Origin of the sequence: Bacillus sp. FSL K6-2839, assembly GCF_038003365.1 — a bacterium.
Lineage (GTDB): Bacteria > Bacillota > Bacilli > Bacillales > Bacillaceae > Bacillus.
In genome coordinates this window covers 1,410,214-1,435,108 of the sequence record NZ_JBBOOZ010000001.1, presented here as the reverse complement: position 1 = coordinate 1,435,108, position 24,895 = coordinate 1,410,214, and the positions used below count along the sequence as shown (strand labels likewise).

Here is a 24,895-nt window from a genome sequence, read left to right as displayed (position 1 = left end):
CCGTTTCTTTCAGTATAAAAAAAGAATCGCCTCATGCCTATGGACGATTCTACAAAATATTGGGCTGTTCGCCTCGTTTATTTGGATGATGATCTAATAGCATCAAGGCTAAATAAAAGAGCATCGCATCTTGCATGCGTTTTGGATCAAGTGTCGTTAAATCTTGGATACGTTTTAGTCTGTAATGCAGTGTATTGATATGTACGTGCATCGCTTCCGCGGTATACTTCAATGAGTAATCTGATGTCATGAGTACACGCAATGTTTTCACTAGTTCAGGGTAGGGGAGAAGTGGGGCGATCGTTCGATCAAGGAACACTTCTTTTGTTTCCTGACTCACTTCTTCTATAAAAAGTTCAAGTGTTAAATCCTCATCAAACACAATCGGTGTATCCACATTCGCCAATTTTAAGGCACGAAAGGCTTGATGAAAGGATTGCTTCATCATATGTCCAGCTGCTGGTTTTCCCGCACCTATCAAAACCTTTGATGTGGAACGTGAGGTGAGGGAAGCATGGATGTGAAAAAGACGCTGCTGCAAGGTATCACGATCATCTGCTGTGGTTTGCAGCATGAGCAAAAAGCGGGCATGTCCCCAGCGAACGATCATTTCCTGACTTGTGAGATGCAGCATTTCCTTTACTTTTTTGTATTGATCCTGCTTCATAAACGATTCATCGTGACAATCAATGAGGACGACGACACGCTGTTTTTTGACATCAAGCTGAAGCCGCGCTGCTTTTTCAGTGAGATTGATTGCTGTCTCTGGCAGATGAAGCCAGTCGAACACAAACGCTTCAAGCTGCCGTTCATCGGTTTCCGTTTCTAGAAAAAATTCATGCTCTTGAATAAGCAGTTCGGTCATTTTTCGTAATATTTCGCCAAATGGAGAGACATGGACGGGATTTCCTGTCATCCCAATCACACCAATGACCTCTTGCTTAAAATAAATAGGCAGATTGATGCCGGCTTTGACCCCTTTCATTTGCTGCTCATCATCCTTTGTGAGGATTCGTTTTTGTCCTTCAAAGGATGTCAGATACGCCCCTTCATGAAATTGACCAATGCGCGCTGGATCTGTTGCCGCAATGATGGTGCCGTTTGTTTGTGCGATGATGATTTCCTCAGTCAGCACTTTTTTGACCTCGTCTACGATTTTTTCTGCCAGTGTCATTGTGAGCAAAACGTACCCCTCCGAGATGTTTCTTTTGACACTATCATACCATCATATGCTGAGTCATATCTTTCTTTTCATGAGTTATGCTAAAATAATAAACGCACATGAAAGAGAAGAAAGGAGACATAGCCATGTCATTGCAAAATCGCTTACAAGATCTATTGAAAGAAGGACAAGCGCTGACAGACTTTGAATATGACGAAGCGGCGCGCCACAATTGGCCTTTAGAAGGTGCAAGAATAAAGGAAGAGGCACGCTTTAGCGATGTATATATAGAGCGTGTAGACAAAGAATCCGAGGACATGATTCAAACAGAAGGCGCCTCATTTCTAAACACACCGCTTACATATGTAAAACAACATCAAAAAGAATTCATTTATATCGAATCAAAGTGGTTTGATGTGGTGAGAGTCGATGGATTAGCCATTGAATGGGACGAAGTGTTTCAAACGTATACCGTGTTATTCGGTTTAAAACGTCCTAAAAAAGACACAGGTATTTTAAAAGACATGCTGGCTTCATTAAATGGTGCGCAGCTTCAATTTAATGGGCAAGACGGCTTATTCGATGTGAATTTACAGCTTCTTGAACTTGAGGACATCCATGAAGATATGCCTTTTATTGAAGTCATCTCAGCCGTGTACCGTTTTTTATTCCGCATGATCATCCAGCTTGAAATGAATGAATCAAAAAACGGCTCAAATTCCTGAGCCGTTTTTTTGTGATCCATTTATTTACGTCTTCTCATTTGATGAAGGCGTGGCAAACCGTACATCATGATCTTTTCCATATTGAAGATAATCTTCATTTGGCTGTTTATTCGTCACGACGACATCAAGATCGTGTAAATCACAAAACGTGGTCAAAGCGTAGTGATCGAACTTACTATCATCAACTAATAAAAACGTTTTGGTACTTTTTTCAACAACTGTCTTTTTAATATCCGTTTCAAGCGGGGACGAATTCGTGACTCCGTGATCAATGGATAAACCAGTTGATGCGATAAAGGCTTTATTGACATTGTAAGCTTTCAAACGCTCTACACTTTGATAGCCAACGAAAGAATTCGTTTTTCTCTCAAGCATCCCGCCGGTGGAAAAGATAGTGAGATTATCATAAGGCATCGCCTGTGTAATAAAATCTACATTATTGGTCACAACGGTCACCTGTTTCTCAGTCAAATAGGGAAGCATTTCAAGTGTTGTCGTACCAGAATCAACAAAAATCATATCCCCATTTTCCACAAAAGCAGCAGCCGTTTGTCCGATCAATTGCTTTTTACTGAGCTGGCGGGTCTTTCGCTCTTGATATACTACTAATGTTGAATGGTTCACAGCGACTCCGCCGTACACTTTCTTTAGTACGCCGGACTCGACCAATGCTTGTATATCTCGGCGTATCGTGTTTTTTGAGACGCCAAAATGCGCCACAAGCTCATCAAGTGAGGCAGATTCCCGGTCAAACACATACTCTTTGATTTGCTGAATCCGTTTTGTTTTTATCATGCTTCATATCTCCAATCCATCCGAATCTCCTTTTTCCATTATACCAAATGGCTTCTCTTTTCCCCATCTCAATAAAAGCGTATGATAGAGAAAAGAACGTAACGGAAAGGATTTTCACTTCTATGAATCAATCAAACAACCCATTTTCAAAGCTTGCGAATTTTAGAGAAGTAGGGGGACTTCAAACAACAGGTGAGATGGTGTTCAGGCAGGGAATGATTTATCGATCCGCAGATCTATCGCGTCTCACAAAACAAGATATGTTGACGTTCTCAAAGCTTAGGATTCAAACCATTTGTGATCTCCGAACAAGCTCAGAACGCAAATCACATCCGCCAAAAATCAAGGAACACAACAAAATCGTTCATATCCCGATGCAGCCTGACAGTAAGATGCCAAGTAAGTGGACCATGTTTCGTATGCTGACAACTGAAGGGAAATCTCTCTCATTTACACCGATTATGAAAGATTTATATCAAAGTATGCTCACAGAGCGTAAAGAAGAGATTCAGCAGCTGTTCTCACTGCTTTCAGATAAGAGCAATTACCCGCTGATGCTTCACTGCACGAGCGGTAAGGACCGGACAGGCTTTTTATCTGCCCTTATTCAATTAGCAGCAGGTGTACCGATGCCGGCCGTTTTAAGTGAATATATGCGTTCCAATGAAGGTGTGAAAATGCTTGTCAGAAGGCAGCAGCGATTTGTCCGCATGATGAGTTTATACCGGGTGTCAAAAGAGCAAATTCAACCGCTTCTCGGTGTGCAGCAAGATTATCTGGAAGATGTGCTAAACGAGATGATGGCGACATACGGAAGTACAGAGCGATATTTAATCGAGGCTTGCGAAATACCTGAAGCTCAGCTCAAGGAAATGAAAAACATCCTGCTGACACCATCTGCTGGCATTCGATCTCAAAAAGCAGAATAAACTGAATATGAGGTGATGCAAAAAATGCTGAAAAAAATCAGTATGACGTGTCTAACACTAATTTTGATGTTTGTATTCTTATTGATTCCTTCTAGCAGTCTAGCTCGTCCAATGCCAAAAGGGAAGCTTGAAAGCACAAGAGAGATGCGCGCGGTTTGGATCGCATCGGTTTATAACTTAGATTGGCCTTCAAAGAAAGGACTGCCTGTCAAAGAGCAGAAACAAGAGTTTATTCATTTGTTAGATGAGATCAAAGCGATGAATATGAATGCCGTGATCATGCAAATTAAACCGACAGCAGATGCCTTTTATCCTTCGGCATACGGCCCGTGGTCCGAATATTTGACCGGCACGCAAGGGAAAGATCCCGGGTATGACCCGCTTGAATTCATGATCGAAGAAGCTCATAAACGCGGGCTCGAATTTCACGCGTGGTTTAACCCGTATCGAATCACAATGAATCATACCGACCTCAGCCGTTTATCAGCCGATCACCCTGCAAAAAAACATCCAGATTGGACTATTGCTTATGGTAATCAGCTTTATTACAATCCAGGCATTCCTAAAGCTCAGGAGTTCATTGTCGGCAGCATAGAAGAAGTCGTGAAAAACTACGATATTGATGCAGTGCATATGGATGATTATTTTTACCCGAATAAAATAGCCGGTGTGCCGTTTCCAGATCAAGAAACGTATGAAACATATGGAAAAAAGGCATTCACGCATATAGAAGATTGGCGAAGAGATAATGTGAACCAATTGGTCAAGCAAATCAACGACACCGTGAAGAAAGTAAAGCCGTATGTGAAGTTTGGTATTAGCCCATTTGGAGTCTGGCGCAACATAAAGGATGATCCGACTGGTTCAAACACCACAGCAGGGATGACCAACTATGATGATTTGTATGCTGATACAAGAGAGTGGATTCAGCAGCACGATATCGATTATGTCACCCCGCAAATTTACTGGAGCATCGGCTTTCAGGCAGCCGCATACGATGTGCTAACAAAATGGTGGTCAAATGAAGTGAAGGGAGAGCCTGTTCACCTGTACATTGGTCAGGCGACGTATAAAATTAATCAAAACAGTGATCCCGCTTGGTCTGATCCAGAAGAATACTTTCGGCAGATTGAGCTGAACAGACAGTCGCCTCTCGTGCAGGGAAGCATGCACTTTAGCCTAAAGGATATCAATCGCAACCCTTTGAATGTCAAAAATCGATTGATAGAAGATGCTTACCGTAAACCGGCTCTCATTCCAGAAATGCCTTGGCTTCATCAGAAAGCGCCAAAAAAACCAATCATTCAATCTATTAAAAAGACAGCAGAGGGTGCGGCTTTACAGATCAAAAATGATCCACAATCTACCGCATCCTATTACGCGGTCTATCGCTTGACGACGAAAGGAACATATGAATTGCTGCAAACCGTTAGAAAAGAAGCCGGCACGCTGACATCTGTCAAAAATCTTTCAGTTCATCAGAATAAGAGTGATACTTACAAAGTAACGGCTCTCAATCGACTTCATCACGAAAGCAAGCCTTCTACAATAAAAGTGAGATAACGAAAAAGCATGAATGAGGATTTTCTTCGTTCATGCTTTTTTCTATTATTTTTGTTTTAATTTTCTGAATTCAACCAAGCTTGGCATGAAGCAGCCACTTGATTAATAAATATGATAGAAAAGAGCCAAAGGGGGAAACAAGATGGATTTTGAATTAACGAAAGAACAACAAATGATCCGGCAGATGGTCAAAGAATTCGCCAAGGAAGAAATTGCTCCACTCGCTCAAACCATTGATGAACAGGCTGTATTCCCGGTCCAAACTTTTCAAAAAATGGGAGAGCTCGGCTTGATGGGCATTCCTTTTCCAGAGAAATACGGAGGCTCAGGAGGAGATACGATCTCATATGCGCTCGCTGTAGAAGAAATCGGAAAACAGTGTGCCAGTACAGGTCTTAGCTATGCCGCAGCCGTTTCCTTAGGCGCAAGCCCGCTTTATTACTTCGGTACAGAGGAGCAAAAGATGGATCACCTTGTCCCGCTGGCATCTGGAACAGCACTCGGTTCCTTCGGATTAACAGAGCCAAATGCAGGGTCAGATGCAAAAGGGACGAAAACAAAAGCGGTCAAAGACGGACAAGAGTATGTGATTAGCGGGGAGAAGTGCTGGATCACAAATGCCAATTTTGCCAGAACCATTATCGTCACCGCTGTCACGGATCATGATGAGCACGGCCGCCCGATCATCTCCGCCTTCATTGTAGAAAAAGGTCAAAAAGGGCTGTCCATTACAAATCCATACGACAAAATGGGGGTGCGCGGTTCAGATACGGCTGAAATCATTTTAGACAACGTACGTGTACCAGCACATCGTATATTAGGAGACCCAGCCAAAGGCTTCAAGCAATTTTTATATACATTAGACGGGGGACGCATATCAATTGCTGCCTTATCTGTTGGTATCGCGCAAGCTGCACTAGATGCTTCTCTCTCCTATGCAAAGGAAAGAAAGCAATTTGGGCAGACCCTCTCGTCCTTTCAAGCCATTCAATTTAAACTGGCAGATATGGCGATGCAAATAGAACTTGCTCGTCAAATGGTGTGGAAAGCCGCCTGGCTGAAAGATCATGGAAAGCCATTTACAAAAGAAGCGGCCTATGCCAAGCTTTTCGCTTCGGAAATGGCCACAAAAGCAAGTCTTGATGCTGTCCAAATTCACGGAGGAACAGGATACATGAAAGAGTGCGGGGTAGAACGGCTTGTGAGAGATGCCAAGCTCATGGAAATCGGAGAAGGCACCTCTGAAATTCAGCGTCTAGTCATCGCGAGACAACTGCTATCATAACCCTTTTGTGAAAACGCTTACCACTGATGGAGGAGGAAAATCATGATGTCGATTCATCCACAAACGATCGGCTCCCTATTAAAAGAGAAAAAGGAGCAGCACCCAGCACATGAAGCCATTGTGTATCCAGAACGTTCATTACGTTATTCATACGAAGCGTTTTTTAGAGAGGTTAAGGAAACGGGGAAAGGTCTTATGGCATTAGGGGTTCAAAAAGGGGATCATATCGCCATCATGGCGCCCAATGTACCTGAATGGCTCATGCTGCAATTCGCCTGCGCCTCCATTGGAGCCGTTCTTGTCACCGTGAATACGAACTTTCAATCACAAGAACTCGCTTATTTACTAAAGCATTCTGATAGCAGCATGCTGTTTATCGTTGACGGGTTTAAAGAGACATCATATGTCAGGATGCTTGAAGACCTCATTCCAGAGCTTCAAACAGCTCATCAAGACGAGATCAGTTCATCATCATTTCCATATTTAAAAAGTGTGGTATATATTGGCGAGCACACGCCAAAGGGCATGCGCAGCTGGGACAGTATTCAAACTGCTGCCAAAAGAACGGAGGATGATGAATGGGAGAAACGAATGGGTGAGCTGAAGCCTGATGATGTCATTAATATGCAATATACTTCAGGCACAACCGGCTACCCAAAAGGCGTCATGCTCAGCCATACAAACATCGTCTGCAATGCCAGTCAAATCGCAGATTGCATGAAGCTCACCCATGAAGACCGCATGTGTATCCCCGTGCCATTCTTTCATTGCTTTGGGTCTGTTCTTGGCGTACTTGCTTGTCTCGCAAAAGGAGGCACGATCATTCCAATTGAATCTTTCCACCCAGAGCGAGTCCTTCAAACAGTGGAACAAGAGAAGTGTACTGTTCTTCACGGCGTCCCGACAATGTTCATTGCAGAGCTCGATCATCCGAATTTCCACCAATACGATCTGTCCACATTACGAACCGGCATTATGGCAGGATCTCTCTGCCCATCCCATGTGATGAAAGCAGTCATTGAACAAATGGGCCTGAAGGAGCTCACGATTGCCTACGGTCAGACCGAAAGCTCACCTGTCATTACCCAAACAAGAACGGATGATTCATTTGAAAGGCGGGTTCAAACGGTAGGTCGGGCACTTCCTCACATCGAGGTAAAAATCACCGCCCCAGGTACTCAGGATGAAATGCCAAGAGGAGAACAAGGTGAGCTGTGTACAAGAGGCTATCATGTGATGAAAGGCTACTATAAAAATGAAGAAGCCACAAATGAAGTCATTGATGAGGACGGGTGGCTTCATACAGGGGATTTAGCGGAGATGGATGAGGACGGCTATGTGAAAATCACAGGACGGCTGAAAGATATGATCATTAGAGGCGGGGAAAATGTTTATCCAAAAGAGATTGAAGACGTTCTTTACACGCATCCAGCCATTCTTGATGCACAGGTTGTTGGTATTCCTGACGAGACCTATGGAGAGGAAGCCGCCGCATTCATTCGGCTCAAACAAGGTCACACGGTGACGATTGAGTCATTAACCAGCTATTGTCAGTCACAAATGGCTCGCTACAAAATTCCAAAATATTTTTTCATCACAGACGAGTATCCGATGACCGCATCAGGGAAGATTCAAAAATTTCGTCTGAAAAAACAGGCGCTTGATCTAATAAAGGAGTGAGGGCAGCGATGTTCAAAAAAGTACTGATCGCAAATCGAGGCGAAATTGCTCGTAGAATTATTCGGACTTGTAAAAGGCTTGGGATCAACACCGTGGCTGTTTATTCAGAGGCAGATGAGCATGCGCTTCATGTGCAAGAAGCAGACAGCGCCTATCTGATTGGAGGAGCGAAAGTATCTGAAAGCTATTTAAACATGGAAGTGATCATCGAGGTTGCCAAGCAGACAAATACAGATGCCATCCATCCTGGATATGGCCTCTTATCAGAAAATGCGGCCTTTGCTGAACGCTGCCGCAGCGAAGGAATTATTTTTATTGGACCATCCGCACAGGTCATTCAGCGAATGGGGAATAAAATTGAAGCGAGAAAAACGATGGACCATGCGGGGATTCCCATTGTACCAGGCGTTTCAGCCCCGCTCCATGACGCAGAAGAAGGAGTCAGTAAAGCCCAGTCACTCGGTTATCCGATCATGCTCAAAGCATCAAGCGGAGGCGGGGGAATTGGCATGCAGCTTGTGCGAAATGACGAGGAGCTGCATAAAGCTTTTGAAGGAAATCAAAAAAGAGCGCAAAGTTTTTTCAACGACGGGACGCTTTATATGGAAAAGGTCATTGAAGACGCGCGGCACATTGAAATTCAGGTCCTCTTTGATTCCTTCGGCCATGGGGTTCACTTATTTGAGCGCGACTGTTCACTCCAAAGAAGACACCAGAAAATCATCGAAGAAGCACCTGCCGCCTGTCTCGATGAATCAGTGAGACAACAGATGGGACAGATGGCCGTCAAAGCAGCCAAAGCCATTGGCTATGAAAATGCAGGGACGATTGAATGTTTAGTCGATCAAAACCAACAATTTTATTTTCTAGAGATGAACACGAGATTACAAGTAGAGCACCCTGTCACAGAAGAAATTACAGGTATTGATCTTGTCGAGGAGCAGCTGAAAATCGCTGCATCAGAGCCGCTTTCCTTCATTCAGGAGGATATTCATCAAATTGGGCATGCCATCGAGGTCAGAATCTATGCGGAGGACCCCGTTACCTTTTATCCGTCACCAGGAACAATCACTCGGCTATTTATGCCAGAAGCTCCCTATATACGCCATGAATCAAGTGTGACAAGCGGGAGCGTCATTACCCCATATTACGATCCAATGATTGCGAAGATGATCGTTTACGGTGATACACGAAAACTTGCAATAGAACGATTAAAAAAGGCGTTACAAGCATATGAAATAGAAGGGATCAAAACCAACTTACCGCTTTTAAGGGAAATGGCTGGATCTTCTGCTTTCTTACATGGCAGCATCACAACCGATTTTCTCATGAAAAAAAGGGAGGGGAACCGTTCATGAAAATGGTCACGATACAAATGGCCGGAAACTTATGGAAGCTTCTTGTGAAAAAAGGCGATGAAGTGCAAAAAGGGCAGGAGGTCGCTATCTTGGAATCAATGAAAATGGAGATTCCAATTGTTGCAGAAGAGGCTGGTGTCATCAGCAAAGTGTATAAGGCAGAGGGGGAATTTGTCGATGAAGGAGAGGTCCTTCTTGAGCTGACAGAATAGGAGGGAGCGAGATGGCATTACCAAAGCGTGTACTTATCAGAGAGGTCGGCCCGCGGGACGGACTGCAAAATGAATCCACTTGGCTGGACACAAGCGAGAAGCAAAGGTGGATTGAACTGCTCACAGCAGCCCGGCTTCCTTATATTGAAGTCACCTCATTTGTTCATCCTAAATGGGTCCCAGCCTTAAAAGACGCCAAAGAGTTAGCTCAATCCTTACACAAAAATGACAACATCACCTATGCAGCACTCATTCCTAATGAAAAAGGCTTGGCTCACTTTTTTGAAGCAAATCTTGACGCAGGCGCTATGTTTATCTCTTCGAGTGAAACACATAACAAAAAAAATATGAATCAATCCATCCACGAAACACTTCCTGTCATCAAACAAATGACAGCTGAATTAAAAGCAGCAGGAAAGATCACGCGCGCATATATTTCTACCGTGTTTGGCTGCCCTTATGAACATCAAGTGCCAATGGATCAAGTTCTGCGGTTAACGGATATTCTGCTCTCTTATGGCATTGATGAAATATCACTCGGCGACACCATTGGAGAAGCCCATCCGCTTCAAGTAGAAAGGCGATTAGACATTTTACTAGAACGTTTTCCTGCTGATAAAATCGCTCTACATTTTCACGATACGAAGGGGATGGGTCTTGCCAATATTTATACGGCATTAAAAGCGGGAATCACAACATTTGACTCCTCAAGCGGCGGGCTTGGCGGCTGCCCATATGCACCTGGCTCTAGCGGAAATGTCGCAACAGAAGATGTAGTGCATATGCTTCAAAAACTAGGAATTGAAACCAAAATCGATTTTCCAGCATTGATAAATGCGGCAGAATGGATCGAAACAAAAGTAAATCGAACCCTGCCTAGTCATTGTTTACGTGCTTTTCACTCTCATACTACTTCATAAAGGATGAATGTGACATGACATCATTGGTCAATTTTACGATACAAGATGAACGGATTGGGATCATGACCTTAAACAGGCCGGAACAAGCGAATTCCCTATCCGCTGCGATGCTTGAGGAGATCAATCAAATCATTCAAGAAATCAAACACGATGAAAGCATCCGCTGTCTGCTCATTACAGGAGCTGGTTCTAACGTCTTTTGCGCAGGAGCTGATTTAAAGGAGCGACGATTGATGACAGAAGAAGAAGCAAAAGCGGCGGTTCTGTCGATTCAGCAAACCTTTACAGAAATTGACTCCCTTCCTGTGCCTGTCATTGCCGTGATGAATGGACACGCACTCGGCGGAGGCCTTGAGCTCGCACTGGCTTGTGATCTCCGCATCGCACGAGCCGGAGCAAGACTCGGCCTGCCAGAAACTGGACTAGCCATCATACCAGGAGCCGGAGGAACCCAGCGGCTTCCGCGCCTGATTGGACTCGGTAAAGCAAAAGAACTGATTTTCACAGGTGGTTCATTACAAGCTGAAGAAGCCATTCAAATCGGGTTGATTGAGCACCTCTCTTTAGCAGATTCTCTTATGGATGACGCCATTTCTCTCGCAAAACAAATCGCCAAAAACGGTCCAATTGCTTTAAAAGAAGCGAAACAAGCGATTCAAATGAGCCTTGATCATGATTTACGTACAGGTCTGATGAAGGAATACGAAGCCTATGTACGGCTCATTGATACAGAAGATCGAATGGAGGGACTTCAAGCTTTCCAAGAAAAACGAACGCCTCATTACAGAGGCAACTAGCAAGAAAGGGGAATGGGCATGATCGAAGAATATGAAGTGAAAAAACAGCGGATTGTAAAAGGAGGAGCCGAACGATACCATCAAAAAAACAAAGAAAAAGGAAAATTGTTTGTCCGTGACCGGCTCCAGTTGTTATTAGATGAGGATTCTTTCATTGAGGATGCCATGTTTGCCGAGTGTAAAGATCAACATTTACCAGCAGATGGGGTTGTCACAGGGACGGGGCGGATGAATGGGCAAACGGTTTGCGTCATGGCGAATGATTCTACCGTCAAAGCTGGATCATGGGGCGTCAAAACGGTAGAAAAAATCATTAGAATCCAAGAAACAGCGGAAAAGCTCAACTGCCCGATGCTGTATTTAGTCGATTCTGCGGGTGCAAGAATCACCGATCAAATTGCCATGTTTCCAGGCAGAAGGGGCGCGGGGCGCATTTTTTATAACCAGGTGAAGCTGTCTGGACGTATCCCGCAAATTTGTTTACTATTTGGTCCTTCTGCGGCAGGAGGTGCTTACATTCCTGCTTTTTGTGACATCGTCGTTATGGTCGAAGGGAATGCCTCGATGTATTTAGGCTCTCCGAGAATGGCCGAAATGGTGATTGGAGAAAAAGTATCACTAGAAGAAATGGGCGGGGCAAACATGCACTGCAGCATATCAGGATGTGGTGATATTTTAGCCAAAACCGAGGAAGAAGCCATTCAAATCGCTCGCGACTATTTAACCTACATGCCTGCCAACTATACAGAGAAACCAAAACGGGCAGCCGCCAAAGCACCTCAGCCATCTGAGATGACCATCCAAGACCTTATCCCTAAGTGGCAGAATACCCCTTTTGATATGTATCAGCTCATTGATTTACTCATTGATGAAGGGTCATTTTTTGAAATCAAAAAACTGTTTGCCGCTGAGCTGATTACAGGCTTTGGCCGCATGAATGGTCAGCCTGTTGGTCTTATTGCCAACCAGCCTAGGGTGAAAGGCGGGGTGTTATTCCATGACTCAGCTGACAAAGCCGCCAAGTTTATTCAGCTATGTGACGCCTTTCATATCCCGCTCCTTTTTCTTGCGGATATACCGGGATTTATGATTGGAACAAAAGTGGAACAAGCTGGCATTATTAGACACGGGGCGAAAATGATCTCCGCTATGTCAGAGGCCACTGTTCCGAAAATATCGGTCATTGTGCGTAAAGCATACGGTGCAGGGTTATATGCAATGGCAGGGCCAGCGTTTGAACCAGACTGCTGTCTTGCTCTTCCATCAGCGCAAATTGCTGTCATGGGGCCAGAAGCGGCTGTGAATGCTGTCTATGCGAATAAAATTGCCGAGCTGCCTGCCGAAGAGAGAGCTGCATTTATACAAGAGAAACGTAAGGAATATCAGGAAGATATGAATATATATGAGCTTGCCTCTGAAATGATTGTCGATGGCGTCATCCCGTTTGACCACCTGCGAGCTGAGCTTTGTCATCGATTACAAGCCTATTCCTCAAAAGAGATGACATTTACAAGACGAAAACATCCGGTCTATCCGGTCTAAAGGGGGCATCCTTATGATGAACCTGAAACCAGCATGGGTACCGGAAGAGCAGAAGGTCAAACATACACGTCTTTACAAATGGATGCACTCACTTGGTTTCTCTACTTATGATGCATTCTACAAAGCTAGTATCGAGCGTACCGATTGGTTTTGGAGAGAAGCTGAAAAGGCGGTCGGCATCAAGTGGAAGATGCCGTATGAAGCCGCATTAGGTCAAGATTCATTCATGTGGCCGAAGTGGTATAAAGGCGGTCAACTAAACATAACCGAAACCGCCGTGGACAAATGGGCAGAGAACGAAGAGACCCAGCATCAGCCAGCCGTGATTTGGAGAAATGAAGTTGGGGCAGAGAGGAAATGGACGTATCTCGACCTTCAGGAAAAGGTGAATCGCCTCGCTGCTGGTTTTTTGAAGAATGGGCTTCAAAAAGGAGATGTGGCGGTCATTTATATGCCAATGCTTCCTGAAACGGTTGCCGTCATGCTAGCCTTTGCAAAAATTGGTGTCATCTTTAGCCCCGTCTTCTCCGGCTATGGAAGCGAGCCTCTTGCCGTGCGTATTCGTGCATCAGGTGCATCCATTGTCGTCACAGGCTCCGACATGACGCGACGCGGGAAGACGATCAATATGCGGGAATGTGCGGCAAATGCGATTCACAAAACAGACACTGTCAAAACCGTCATTGTACACAATTCCTCTGATACTGAATATGAAGGGGATATCAGGCTAAACGATTTGTTAAAAGAAGATCTGATAAGTGAAACGACCTATCTCACAAATGAAGAGCCTCTCATGATCTTATACACTTCTGGAACAACTGGTACGCCAAAAGGAGCTGTCCATACACACGCAGGCTTCCCTGTAAAAGCTGCTTTTGACGCCGGTCTTTGTATGGACGTTGCAAAAGGAGACCGTTTGTTTTGGCTCACAGACATGGGCTGGATGATGGGGCCATTTCTCGTCTTTGGCGGCTTGATCAATGGAGCTGCAATCGTTTTATATGACGGTGCACCCGATTATCCAGATGAACAGCACCTCTGGTCATTCATCCACGAGCAAAAAGTCACCCATTTTGGACTTTCACCTACTTTTGTTCGGTCTGCGATGCAGCAAAACCTTTCAGGTATTCAGCTGCCGCATGTCAAAGCCATCATTTCTACAGGTGAACCGTGGAATGAAGCACCATGGCAATGGCTTTTTGACAAAATCGGTCAAAAGCATATTCCGATCCTAAATTATTCAGGGGGAACAGAGGTCTCTGGCGGAATTGTAGGAAGTACACTGCTTCGCCCAATCAAACCAGTTCTTTTTAATGCGGCGATCTTAGGAATGGCGGCAGATGTGTATAATGAAGCAGGTCAGAGCGTCATAAATGAAGTAGGAGAACTTGTTTTGAAAAAGCCATGGGTCGGCATGACATGTGGTTTTTGGAAAGATCCGGGGCGATATGAAGACACGTATTTCAGACGATTTGATGGGGTGTGGACACATGGTGATTGGGTGATGCAATCAGCGGATGGCACATTCCATATCACGGGCAGATCGGATGATGTCATTAATTCAGCAGGAAAACGTGTCGGCCCAGCAGAAATTGAATCCATTCTTGTCGGACATCCAGCCGTACACGAGGCAGCTGTAATTGGGGTAAAGGATGAGGTGAAAGGGGAGGCACTCGTGTGCTTCATCGTGACTAGCTCACAATCTTGTGACGAAGCAAAACTGATTCGAGAGCTCAAAACTCATGTTGGTTCACACGCGGGAAAAGCTCTCATGCCAAAGGAAATTCATCTCATTTCAACTTTACCGAAAACAAGAAACGGAAAAATCGTCCGGCGTTTATTAAAAGGAGCCTATGAACAGCAGCCCTCACTAGATCTTTCTTCTTTAGAAAACCCTCATGTGTACAAAAGCATTTGCAAATACTTGAAACGGAAACAGAATCCATAGAAAAAGACAGGAGAGTGTCCTGTCTTTTTCTATTGCACATGAAAATTCGTGCCATCTGTTGTTTCTTTGACAATCCCTGCCCGAACGACAAAATCACCGAAATGTTCTTGGTCTTCTCGTTCTTTTGCATAGCGAGGGAGCAGAGAGCCAAGCTCGTTTAAAATGTCTTCCTCACCAACATTTTCACGGTACAGCTTACTTAATCTGCTGCCATCAAACGCAGCGCCAAGATACATGTTGTATTTGCCAGGTGATTTGCCGATAAAGCCAATTTCACCTAACGCATGGCGGGCACAACCATTTGGACATCCAGTCATTCGAATCGTGATTTCTTTATCACTTAAGCCATTTTCTTCGACAATCTCTTCAATTTTGTCAATCAAGCGTGGAAGGTAGCGTTCTGCTTCTGCCATCGCTAAGCCGCATGTTGGAAGAGAAACACAGGCCATTGAACTGCGGCGCAGTGCAGAGTGCTGCTGGCCAGCTGATAAACCGAACTCCTGAATGAGCTGCTCGATTTGTTTCTTTTTATGAGATGTGACATTTCCAATGATTAAATTTTGATTCGCTGTTAAGCGGAAGTCTCCTGTATGAATCTTTGCAATTTCCCGAATACCTGTCATCAGCGGGTAGTCATCGTAATCCGTGATGCGGCCGCCTTCTACAAACATCGTATAGTGCCATCTGCCATTGATGCCTTTTACCCAGCCATAGCGGTCTCCGTTATGATCAAAGTGATAATCTTTTGCGTCTAAAAGGGCAAACCCAAGGCGTCGTTCAAGCTCTTCTTTTACATTCTCAAGACCGAGGCGGTCCACTGTATATTTAAAGCGGGCGTTTTTTCGCACCGAACGGTTTCCATAGTCACGCTGAATGGTAATCACTTGTTTCGCAATCTCTACAACTTGTTCCGGTGTACAAAAGCCAATCACTTTTGCAAGCTGAGGATAGGTCGCTGTATCACCATGAGTCATGCCCATTCCACCGCCAATTGCGACATTAAAGCCGATCAATTGCTCATTTTCGATGATCGCAATGAAGCCTAAATCCTGCGAAAAGACATCAATATCGTTAGCAGGAGGGACCGCCACACCAATTTTGAATTTTCTTGGCAAATAAAGCGGACCATACATCGGTTCAACTTCCGTATCAGGCGTTGCCGCTACCTTTTCCTCATCAAGCCAAATTTCATGATACGCTCTAGTTTGCGGAAGCAGGTCATCACTTAATTTTTTGGCCAGCTCATATACATCATGGTGCACTTCTGATTGATAGGGGTTTGATGTACACATGACATTTCGGTTCACGTCGCCGCAAGCAGCGATTGTATCTAGCATAGTAGAATGGATGTCTTGAATGGTCTTTTTCATGTTCCATTTTAAAATACCGTGAAGCTGAAAGGTTTCACGAGTAGTCAGCTTTAACGTACCGTTTCCGTATTTGTGAGCAAGCTCATCCATCACTAGCCACTGCTTAGATGTGGCGATTCCGCCAGGCAGGCGTACGCGCAGCATAAATTGATAGGCTGGCTCAAGTTTTTGTTTCTGTCGTTCATTTCTAAGGTCCCGATCATCCTGTAAATAGCTGCCGTGATGCTTCATCAGGCGGTTGTCATCATCAGGAATGCCCGCTGAAATCGGATCAAGCATCACTTCTTTTAACGTACCCCGTAAATAATCACTTTTTTCTTTGATTTCCTCTACGTCGCTCGGAGGTCCATCCGGCGCTGTTAATGCTGTCTTCACCATGTAAGTAAAAGCTCCTTTCTTTCAAGCATCAAATCAATCAATATACGTCACGCTGATAGCGTTTTTGCTGCTGCAAGTTGGCTAAATAGCTTTCTGCTTTCTCTTTGCTCATCGCACCTTCTTCTTGGATGATCGATAGAAGGGTACCATGAACATCATGCGCCATATGCTTTTCATCTCCGCAGACATATACATAGGCACCTTGCTCCAGCCATTCGAATAATTCTTTACTTTGTTTCTTCATTTGGTGCTGGACATATACCTTTTCCTCTGAATCTCTTGAAAAAGCCACGTCCATTTTCGTTAAGACACCATCTTTTAACCACTTTTGCCATTCAGTTTGATATAAGAAATCCGTCACAAAGTGCTGATCACCGAAGAATAGCCATGACTTTCCGTTTGCACCGATTTCTTCTCGTTCCTGCATAAACGAACGGAAAGGAGCGATACCTGTGCCTGGTCCCACCATAATGATCGGTGCATCAGGGTTTTCAGGAAGCTTAAAGTTTTGGTTGTGCTGGATATAAACAGGCAGTGTATCACCTGGCTCTAAGCGCTCCGCACATAAGATGGAGCAGACACCTTGGCGTTCTCTCCCGTGTGCATCATATCTCACAGCACCTATTGTCAAATGAACTTCTTCTTCATTGGCTTTCAGGCTGCTTGCAATCGAATAAAGGCGTGCAGGGATTTTTCTTAAAATAGCGGTGAAATCTGCGGCTGTTCCTTCAAAAGGACCAAAATCGCGAGCAGCATCTACTAGATCTCTTCCTGCTATATACGCTTTTAACTTTTCTTCATTCCCTTCTTCTAAAAGGGCATGGAGGGCTTCACTTTTTGTAAAGTCCGCCATCTTTTGAAGAAGGGGTTTTGTTAATACTGTAATCTCAAAGTGCGAGGTGAGTGCTTCTTTCAAAAGAAGAGTGTCGCCGTTTTTATGCACGGTTACGGCTTCCTCTGCATTCCATCCGCATATCGTGAGCAGTTCATCAACAAGCGCAGGATCATTTGTTGGATAAATACCAAGACTGTCACCCGGCTCATAAACAAGTCCTGATCCTTCAAGAGAGAGCTCCAAATGGCGGGTTTCTTTGTTAGAGCCGCGGCCATTTAGGTTGATATTTTCAAGAACTTCCGCATAAAAAGGATTCATTCTTGAGTATTCAGAAGCTGCTGTTTGGTTGGTTGCTCCTGCTGATTCTTGCGGGAATGCTGCGGCTTCACCTTCGCTAAGTGCCGATGTCACCCCTTGAAGCCATTCAGAAAACGGCTCATCATAATCAAGGTCACAATCCACTCGGCCTATAAGACGCGTTCCGCCAAGTTCTTTGAAGCGCTCATCAAATTCTTTTCCAGTCTGACAGAAGAATTCGTAAGAGCTGTCGCCAAGCGAAAGAACAGAAAAGCTTAAATGATCGAGCTTTGGCGCACGTCTACCATGGACATATTCATGGAAAGAAAGGGCATTATCAGGCGGATCTCCCTCGCCATGTGTGCTGACGATCATCAGTAAATTGTGTATTTTTTTCAGATTATTTGGTTTAAAATCTGACATAGAAGAGAGCGTCACTTGAAAACCTTTCTCCTCGAGATGCTGCGCTGTCTTTTTTGCTAACCCTTCGGAATTGCCTGTTTGCGAGCCATAAAGTACGGTCACATCTTTACTGACAGGCTGCGCAGGGGCTGCGGCAGAAGGAGTAGGGGCCAGAGTGGCCGTTTCTGATCCGGCTAGAGCTGCCTGTGCTGATAAATAACCGGTAAGCCAAATTTTTTGTTGATCTGTTAAAGTCGGAAGCAGCTGATTGAGTAGCTCTGCCTGCTGCTGACTAAACGGACTGTTCAATACATGAAGTTGCAACGATATCCACCTCACAAGGAATATAAACATAGATTAATTCGATAGGAATTATATATATAGGTTCAATTTGAACTTTACCGAAAGTTTGCCATTAAGTAAAATATATAATATTGATTGTCATGATTAAGATTTCTAATACCTTTACAAGGTAAATGAACTTGAAGGTAAATCAGCTTAACTTATAAAGCACCTTAAGAAAAATAGGCGTTTTGTTCTGAGAATGCTAGCATGAAGAAGCTATCGTGAAGAATTGAAAAGGGGTGTAGGAAAGTTGATGCAGCTAAAGTTTAAAAACATAAAATGTTTTCGGCTTGTCATCTTGATTTTTCTCATTTTATTAGTAGCGTGCAATTCTCCAAAGGGAAATATAAAAGATTCATACAATAAGAATAAAACAACAGCACCTTTTTCAAAAAAAGGCATACTGCTGAGTAAAGAGGAGACTGGTTTACTTCTTATAAACAATAAAACTCCTCTAAAAAGCGATTATTCATTGAATACTCACCTTCTTATTGATAAGTATAAACATGATCTCATCATTATGGATTTATCGAAAGTTGATACTAAAGAGCTGTCACAGGGTCAAACGATTGAGGTTTGGTTTGATGAGTTACAAGAATCGTTTCCTCCTAAAGTAACGGTTGAAAAATATAACATCATTATGGATAAGTAGGGGAGCAGTTCTTAAAATCCACAAAAAGGAGAAAAACCTTAAGGCTTTTCTCCTTTCGTAAATTATGCCGTTGGAAGTCCCATCACAGCTTTCACTTCTAAATATTCCTCGATGCCGAAGTCTCCCCATTCTCTTCCGATACCAGATTGCTTAAAGCCGCCAAATGGGGCAAAGTAATCTGTTTCGGCATTGTTAATGGTGATTTGGCCAGCACGGATATGTTCAGCTACATATTTTAAAGTTTTTTCATCTTTTCCAACAACATACCCGGCAAGGCCATAAACCGTATCATTGGCGATGTCAAGGGCATGATCTAGGTCCTGATACGTAATCACACTCATGACCGGTCCGAATATTTCTTCTTGCGCAATGGTCATATCATTTTTTACATTGGTGAAAATGGTATGCTTGGCGAAATATCCTTTATCGATTCCGTCCGGCTTTCCAGTTCCCCCTGCAAGCAGAGTAGCACCTTCATCAATTCCTTTTTCAATATAAGATTGCACGGTATCCCACTGCTTTTTAGAAACAAGCGGGCCTGTAGCGTGATCTTCTCTCGGATCACCAACTGTAAACTTCGGCAGGGCATTCAGCAGCGCTTTTTCAAACTTGTCTTTCATTGATTCTGGAATAAGCACACGCGTAGCTGCAGAACACACTTGACCTGTATTCATCGCAATATGATCAATGGCGGTTTCTGCTGCCTCATCCACATCTGCATCATCTAAGACGATAAGAGGGGATTTCCCGCCAAGCTCAAGAGCCACTTTCTTCACATTGTCCGCCGCGTTTTCCATAATTTTAGAGCCGACGGCACCTGATCCAGTAAATGAAACAAAGTCAATATCAGGATGTGAGCTAATACCGTCACCAATCACGTCACCAGTTCCGTTTACTAAGTTGAAGACTCCTTTCGGTACGCCTGCTTCATCAATGATTTCTGCAAGAATCATCGCAGCAAAAGGTGTAATTTCCGCTGGCTTTAAGACAACTGGTGAGCCTGCCGCAATGGCACCCGCAATTTTAAGAGATGTTTGATTCGTTGGGAAGTTCCACGGTGTAATCAATCCGCTGACGCCAATCGCTTCTTTTATAATGGTATGTCCGCCGCGGTCCTCGGTAAATGTATAAGATTTAAGTGCTTCCGCTGCTTTAGAAAAATGTTCATAGCCCATTGTGTAATGAACTTCTTCTGATACTTTCAGCGGTGCACCGAGCTCTTGTGTCATCACTTCTACAAGTTCATCCTTGCGTTTTTCGTAGCCGCGCACAATGTTTTCCAGCATCTTCACGCGTTCATTTCGAGATGTTTTCGAGAAAGAAGGGAAGGCGGCACGAGCTGCTTTCACTGCCTTATCTAAATCTTCTTTTGTTCCTAAGCTAATGGTGCCAATGACTTCTTCTGTCGCAGGGTTGATGACCTCTGTCTTTTCGTTTCCTGTTGAAGCAATCCATTCTCCGTTAATAAAATGTTTCTCTTGATTTCTCATTCTGACATGTCTCCTTTTTATATGTGATTCAATCAATATTCTGTTTTCAGCTGATATAAAACTGTACCCACTGTGAAAAATCTAAAACGAAGAAACTGCAAAAGAAAAAGTTTCTGATATAATACGCAAAGTGGGACATATGTCCTTTTCAATAGATGGGCATGTATCATTTAATGGAACTAGACTGAAAAAAGAAGGAGCATGTGAACGAATGAAAGGTGTTATTTTCGCTTTATTAGGAGGCGCTTGCATTACACTGCAAGGCGTAGCCAACGCAAGAATCAGCCAGGATATCGGCACATGGCAGGCGGCAACGATCACGCAGCTGACCGGCTTTATCATCTCGCTCGTCATTTTACTGATTGTACGAGACGGACACTTCAGGGAATATCGAAAGGTGCAGCCACTTTATTTAATAGGCGGCGCATTTGCAGCCATTATTATTTTTAATGAAGTCACCGCGATTCAAATGATCGGTGTCACACTCACCATCGCAGCGTTACTTATTGCACAGCTTGCTTTTACCTTTGCAATCGATGCAAAAGGATGGTTTGGTGTACAGAAGAAAAAAATGAAATGGCCTCATTATGCAGGAATTTTACTGATGGTCGCAGGCGTGATCATTTTAAAGCTATAAAGGAGGGCGTCAGATGGAGGAGCTTTATGATGAATCTCTTTTTTCCTCTTATCTTAAGGCACATCAATTAGAAAACGTCTTTCATCAAAAGCTCATATCACACGTGAGCTTGTGGCGCTATGAGCAGGGTGAGCTCGTTTGTTCAAAAGGGGATAAGAGGGAGTACCTGTACTTGTTAGTGAAAGGAAAATTAAAGATTTTCACGACCACAAAGGAAGGGAAAACCTTTATTCTTAGCTTTAAACATCCCCTTGAAGCGATTGGAGATATTGAATACGTTCAGCAGACGGATATGGTCAATACAGTTGAAGCTGTCACAGAAGTACATATGCTAAGGGTTTCTCATCAAGCGCTCATGCGCCATGCGAAGGATGACCCACGCGTGTTAACCTTTCTGCTAAAAGGCATCACAAACAAATTTTATACAAAATCAAACGATCTGAGTTTCCACCTTTTATATCCTGTGGAGGTCAGGCTTGCAAGCTACTTATTGTCTGTTGTAACAAATGATGACAGCGCGAGCGCCCTTCGTCTCACTGATGCGGCAAGCTTAATCGGTACAAGCTATCGTCATATTAACCGGGTCATTCAGCAATTCTGTGAAAAAGGGCTGATAGAGAGGCGTAGAGGAGAGATTACGATTTGTGACCGGAAAGGGCTCCTAGAAATAGCAGAGCACAACATTTATGAATAGAAAAAATGAAGGGATTTACACATGATTATAGGAATACTATTAGCTATCACTGCTGGCGCACTCGTCAGCTTACAAACCATTTTTAACAGTAAGGTCAATGAGCATACAGGCTCTTGGTCAACTACAACCCTCGTTCTTGGAATGGGCTTTATTGCTTCACTCCTGATGGGTCTCTTACTAGAGGGAACTGGCATGTTTCAATTAAGACATATGGAAGCTTGGTACTGGATCAGCGGAGCCATTGGGGTAGGAGTGGTCATTTGTCTAGTTCAGAGTATCAAACGTCTTGGACCGACTTATGGCATCTCGATTGTCCTCACGTCACAGCTGGGCTGCGCTCTTTTGTTTGATTCGCTTGGCTGGCTTGGGTTAGAAAAAGTGGCATTTTCTTTTACAAAACTATTAGGTGTCATTGTGATTGTTGCTGGGATCTTAGTGTTTAAATTGACCAAATTGGAGTCAGCAGAAAAAGATCAATCGCAAGAAAAAGGGCTGCCACAAGAGTAGCCGCCCTTTTTTAAATCAATCGCCGCCATAATACCGTTATCGCGGATAATCCATTTAAAAGGAGCCTTTTCATCAAAGGCTTTTTTTTCTGCCCATATGCGCTCGCATGATAGGCTGTTCGGTCTTTAGCAACGAGATTACTGTAGGCGATTTTTTGTTCGATTGCCTGTGTAAGTGATAACGCAAACGGGGCACTGTCAATCACCAAAATCGACTCTGTGTTTAAAAAACTAGACCTCGCATCTAAGTTATATGTCCCAATAATACTCAAGTAATCATCAATCACCATTGATTTCCCATGAATGGAATAGGGGCCTTCATATTCATACAAATGAACGCCTGTTTTCATCAGTTCCTTTTTCGTGCTTAAATATCCAGCAAAGGCTAACGGATTTGGTGTCGCTGTAAGAGAATTCGTGACCATTGTCGTTTGAATCTCACTACCTAAGGGGGTGAGTCCGGCTTTCATTGGGCGTGTTGGGATGACATAAGGCGTTTGTATGAGCACAGAACGCTTTGCCCGGTGCGCAAGATCGTTCAGTTTTTTCAGCACAAGCGGCCGCTTATTGAAGCGTTCCACAGGATTTGTGAAAAAGGCAATCTGTTTCACTGAAGTGGCATCTGCTGCCCAATCAAAGGAGGACATCACAAAAGGTTCTTTTGTGCGCACTGCTTCTTGATAGGATCTGAGCAGCTGTTTTCTTAGCTTTAACCCTTTTTTCGCTTTTTGCTTGGAGAACACATCTTTTGTTCTTTTCGTAAAATCATGATTCCATAGATAAACGAAATATTGCTCCATTTCATCTAATACTTTTCCCTTTTTGGCGTTATAGAGCAGCACATCGCGGTCAAAAGCAAAGTCTTTCGGCGGCTGATCTGCAAAGTATTTATCACCGATATTTCTTCCGCCCATCACAGCCACTCGGCCATCTGCTAGTAGCAGCTTATCGTGAAGCCGATTATGCCACGTCCATGGCTTGAACAAACGAAAGGGCTCATAAAAACGAATCGACATGTTCGGATGATTTGCCACCGCATAGCGCAAATGCTTCAGCGGCCCGCGCAAACTGTGGCAGATGCCATCTAACAACACCTGGACTTTCACACCTCGATCAGCTGCTTCAATTAAAGCACCTAGTACCCATTCGGCTGTTTTTCCCTTTTGAATGGAATAGTAACTGAGACGGATCACCTTCTTTGCCTCACGAATCATTTGGATTCTAACCTGACCAGATTCAAACCCATCGTCAAGAAGCATCACTTGATTTGTCCCCTGATCGTCTCCTGAGATAGAAGAGGCTTTATAAATACAATGTTCTTTGCATGTTTTTTGTATCGGTAAATAAAACAACACAAATGCGGTCAAAAATACATAGACGACATAGAGAAGGATGAGAAAAAACAAGAGATGAAGCATAGGTATCAGCTCCTTTCACACAGACACAACTTTTCCTTAGTGTATGTCAAAAATCAAATTTCACTCATTTTGGCTTCCACATCAAAATATATGATAAAAGAATCATCTTGTTTTTATTGGGCATTTAATTATAGTATGAAATGAGTAAGGGGGAATCGAATTGAATGAACCACTATTTAACATTCCAAGCGATGTGTATCAAACGTTAAGTGAAACAGAACGTTATTTACTCCATTATATTCACCAGCATCTAGAGGATATCTCCACCTTATCCATCGTCACATTAAGTGAAAGAGCGAATGTGTCGACAGCCACAATTGTCAGATTGATGAAAAAAATTGGTTACAACGGCTATACTTCCTTTAAATATCGATTGAAACAAGAAAAGAAAATGACCGATGCAAGTGATCAGCTAAAAAACATCGATGAAGACATCAAACTAGCGATTCGGAAAAATGAAGAAGAGGTTTTAAAGACGATTCAGCTGCAAAGTATTGGGCAAATTGAAGATGCCGTTCAAAAAATACATAATGCGGACAAAATTTATATTTTCGGCAGAGGCTTCTCAGAGATGATTGCCAAAGAAATGACCATCAAATTACAGCTCATCGGAAAAACATGCGAAGTACATGACGATCCGAATATCATTCGGCTGAAATCGAGAGACATCAGTAAAAACGAACTTGCGATCTTTGTTTCATTAAATGGCGAAACAGCAGAGCTCGTTGAAGCGTGTCAAAATCTCAGCATGAAGCAAGTCACGACCATTACCGTCACGACAAGAATAGATTCTACAATAAGCAAAATATCAGATATGACTCTAGTCGGATATAAAGGCGAACAATCTTTCTTCCCAGATTATGAAGTCAGATCGCGCCTGTCTCTTCATGTCATTGCCCGCATTTTACTAGATGCCTATGTGATCCGAATGAAATAACCGCTAAAGAAGCCTTCG

22 protein-coding genes are annotated in these 24,895 nt (G+C 43.6%); 16 read left to right on the top strand and 6 right to left on the bottom strand.

Annotated elements, in window-relative coordinates; genetic code table 11:
- Positions 1-49 precede the first annotated feature (49 nt).
- Entirely contained in the window at positions 50-1,183 is a 1,134-nt protein-coding gene (locus MHH26_RS06975) for a CdaR family transcriptional regulator (protein WP_307499729.1), read from the bottom strand.
- Positions 1,184-1,308: 125 nt separating this feature from the next.
- Here MHH26_RS06975 and MHH26_RS06970 point away from each other — a divergent pair, with 125 nt between their 5' ends.
- Complete coding sequence (locus tag MHH26_RS06970; protein WP_106042110.1) at positions 1,309-1,887, top strand: branched-chain amino acid aminotransferase; 579 nt, start codon at positions 1,309-1,311, stop codon at positions 1,885-1,887.
- A 24-nt stretch (positions 1,888-1,911) separates the two neighbouring features.
- On the opposite strand, the gene MHH26_RS06965 is transcribed toward MHH26_RS06970, so the two are convergent.
- Positions 1,912-2,682: a DeoR/GlpR family DNA-binding transcription regulator gene (locus tag MHH26_RS06965; protein ID WP_340972836.1), complete on the bottom strand. Its 771-nt coding sequence runs from the start codon at positions 2,680-2,682 to the stop codon at positions 1,912-1,914.
- A gap of 122 nt (positions 2,683-2,804) precedes the next feature.
- Between MHH26_RS06965 and MHH26_RS06960 the strand changes: the two genes are divergently transcribed.
- From MHH26_RS06960 to MHH26_RS06915, 10 genes are all read left to right on the top strand, one after another.
- Positions 2,805-3,611 carry a tyrosine-protein phosphatase gene (locus tag MHH26_RS06960; protein ID WP_307499726.1) on the top strand — a complete coding sequence of 269 codons (807 nt, stop codon included), beginning with the start codon at positions 2,805-2,807 and terminating at the stop codon, positions 3,609-3,611.
- Positions 3,612-3,635: 24 nt separating this feature from the next.
- Complete coding sequence (locus MHH26_RS06955; protein WP_307499725.1) at positions 3,636-5,174, top strand: glycoside hydrolase family 10 protein; 1,539 nt, start codon at positions 3,636-3,638, stop codon at positions 5,172-5,174.
- A 142-nt stretch (positions 5,175-5,316) separates the two neighbouring features.
- Complete coding sequence (locus tag MHH26_RS06950; protein WP_340972833.1) at positions 5,317-6,459, top strand: acyl-CoA dehydrogenase family protein; 1,143 nt, start codon at positions 5,317-5,319, stop codon at positions 6,457-6,459.
- A 42-nt stretch (positions 6,460-6,501) separates the two neighbouring features.
- The gene (locus MHH26_RS06945) at positions 6,502-8,139 is read left to right on the top strand and encodes an AMP-binding protein (RefSeq protein WP_340972831.1); all 1,638 of its coding nucleotides are present in this window, start codon (positions 6,502-6,504) and stop codon (positions 8,137-8,139) included.
- An 8-nt stretch (positions 8,140-8,147) separates the two neighbouring features.
- Positions 8,148-9,497: an acetyl-CoA carboxylase biotin carboxylase subunit gene (locus tag MHH26_RS06940; RefSeq protein WP_340972830.1), complete on the top strand. Its 1,350-nt coding sequence runs from the start codon at positions 8,148-8,150 to the stop codon at positions 9,495-9,497.
- Positions 9,494-9,709 carry an acetyl-CoA carboxylase biotin carboxyl carrier protein subunit gene (locus tag MHH26_RS06935; RefSeq protein ID WP_106031131.1) on the top strand — a complete coding sequence of 72 codons (216 nt, stop codon included), beginning with the start codon at positions 9,494-9,496 and terminating at the stop codon, positions 9,707-9,709. The genes MHH26_RS06940 and MHH26_RS06935 overlap by 4 nt, the downstream gene beginning before the upstream one ends.
- Positions 9,710-9,720: 11 nt before the next feature.
- Positions 9,721-10,629, top strand: a complete 909-nt coding sequence (locus MHH26_RS06930) for a hydroxymethylglutaryl-CoA lyase (RefSeq protein ID WP_307499722.1) — start codon at positions 9,721-9,723, stop codon at positions 10,627-10,629.
- Between the two features lie 14 nt (positions 10,630-10,643).
- Positions 10,644-11,426 carry an enoyl-CoA hydratase gene (locus tag MHH26_RS06925; RefSeq protein ID WP_334749340.1) on the top strand — a complete coding sequence of 261 codons (783 nt, stop codon included), beginning with the start codon at positions 10,644-10,646 and terminating at the stop codon, positions 11,424-11,426.
- Between the two features lie 18 nt (positions 11,427-11,444).
- Positions 11,445-12,968, top strand: a complete 1,524-nt coding sequence (locus MHH26_RS06920) for an acyl-CoA carboxylase subunit beta (protein ID WP_340972828.1) — start codon at positions 11,445-11,447, stop codon at positions 12,966-12,968.
- A gap of 13 nt (positions 12,969-12,981) precedes the next feature.
- Positions 12,982-14,916: an AMP-binding protein gene (locus MHH26_RS06915; protein ID WP_340972826.1), complete on the top strand. Its 1,935-nt coding sequence runs from the start codon at positions 12,982-12,984 to the stop codon at positions 14,914-14,916.
- A 29-nt stretch (positions 14,917-14,945) separates the two neighbouring features.
- On the opposite strand, the gene cysI is transcribed toward MHH26_RS06915, so the two are convergent.
- Together cysI and MHH26_RS06905 are read right to left on the bottom strand one after the other, a co-directional pair.
- A complete protein-coding gene (gene cysI, locus MHH26_RS06910) occupies positions 14,946-16,664 on the bottom strand; it encodes an assimilatory sulfite reductase (NADPH) hemoprotein subunit (RefSeq protein ID WP_307499719.1) in 1,719 nt (572 codons plus the stop codon).
- Positions 16,665-16,701: 37 nt separating this feature from the next.
- Positions 16,702-18,522 carry an assimilatory sulfite reductase (NADPH) flavoprotein subunit gene (locus MHH26_RS06905; RefSeq protein WP_334749337.1) on the bottom strand — a complete coding sequence of 607 codons (1,821 nt, stop codon included), beginning with the start codon at positions 18,520-18,522 and terminating at the stop codon, positions 16,702-16,704.
- A 274-nt stretch (positions 18,523-18,796) separates the two neighbouring features.
- On the opposite strand from MHH26_RS06905, the gene MHH26_RS06900 reads away from it, so the two are divergent.
- Positions 18,797-19,195 (top strand): DUF3221 domain-containing protein, encoded by a 399-nt coding sequence (locus MHH26_RS06900; RefSeq protein WP_223249559.1) that lies wholly within the window; start codon positions 18,797-18,799, stop codon positions 19,193-19,195.
- Positions 19,196-19,257: 62 nt separating this feature from the next.
- Here MHH26_RS06900 and MHH26_RS06895 read toward each other — a convergent pair whose 3' ends face one another.
- The gene (locus tag MHH26_RS06895) at positions 19,258-20,685 is read right to left on the bottom strand and encodes an aldehyde dehydrogenase family protein (RefSeq protein WP_334749336.1); all 1,428 of its coding nucleotides are present in this window, start codon (positions 20,683-20,685) and stop codon (positions 19,258-19,260) included.
- Positions 20,686-20,896: 211 nt separating this feature from the next.
- Here MHH26_RS06895 and MHH26_RS06890 point away from each other — a divergent pair, with 211 nt between their 5' ends.
- Genes MHH26_RS06890 through MHH26_RS06880 form a run of 3 tightly spaced genes read left to right on the top strand, consistent with a single transcriptional unit; the run spans position 20,897 to position 22,523 of the window.
- On the top strand, positions 20,897-21,322 hold the full coding sequence (locus MHH26_RS06890) for a DMT family transporter (RefSeq protein ID WP_034661956.1): 426 nt from the start codon (positions 20,897-20,899) through the stop codon (positions 21,320-21,322).
- A gap of 13 nt (positions 21,323-21,335) precedes the next feature.
- Positions 21,336-22,016, top strand: coding sequence for a Crp/Fnr family transcriptional regulator (locus MHH26_RS06885; RefSeq protein ID WP_034660842.1), 681 nt, complete (start codon positions 21,336-21,338; stop codon positions 22,014-22,016).
- A gap of 21 nt (positions 22,017-22,037) precedes the next feature.
- Positions 22,038-22,523: a DMT family transporter gene (locus MHH26_RS06880; RefSeq protein ID WP_034660841.1), complete on the top strand. Its 486-nt coding sequence runs from the start codon at positions 22,038-22,040 to the stop codon at positions 22,521-22,523.
- Positions 22,524-22,533: 10 nt separating this feature from the next.
- Here MHH26_RS06880 and MHH26_RS06875 read toward each other — a convergent pair whose 3' ends face one another.
- Positions 22,534-23,940: a phospholipase D-like domain-containing protein gene (locus tag MHH26_RS06875; protein WP_340972823.1), complete on the bottom strand. Its 1,407-nt coding sequence runs from the start codon at positions 23,938-23,940 to the stop codon at positions 22,534-22,536.
- Between the two features lie 160 nt (positions 23,941-24,100).
- Here MHH26_RS06875 and MHH26_RS06870 point away from each other — a divergent pair, with 160 nt between their 5' ends.
- Positions 24,101-24,877: a MurR/RpiR family transcriptional regulator gene (locus tag MHH26_RS06870; protein WP_340972821.1), complete on the top strand. Its 777-nt coding sequence runs from the start codon at positions 24,101-24,103 to the stop codon at positions 24,875-24,877.
- Positions 24,878-24,895: the final 18 nt, after the last annotated feature.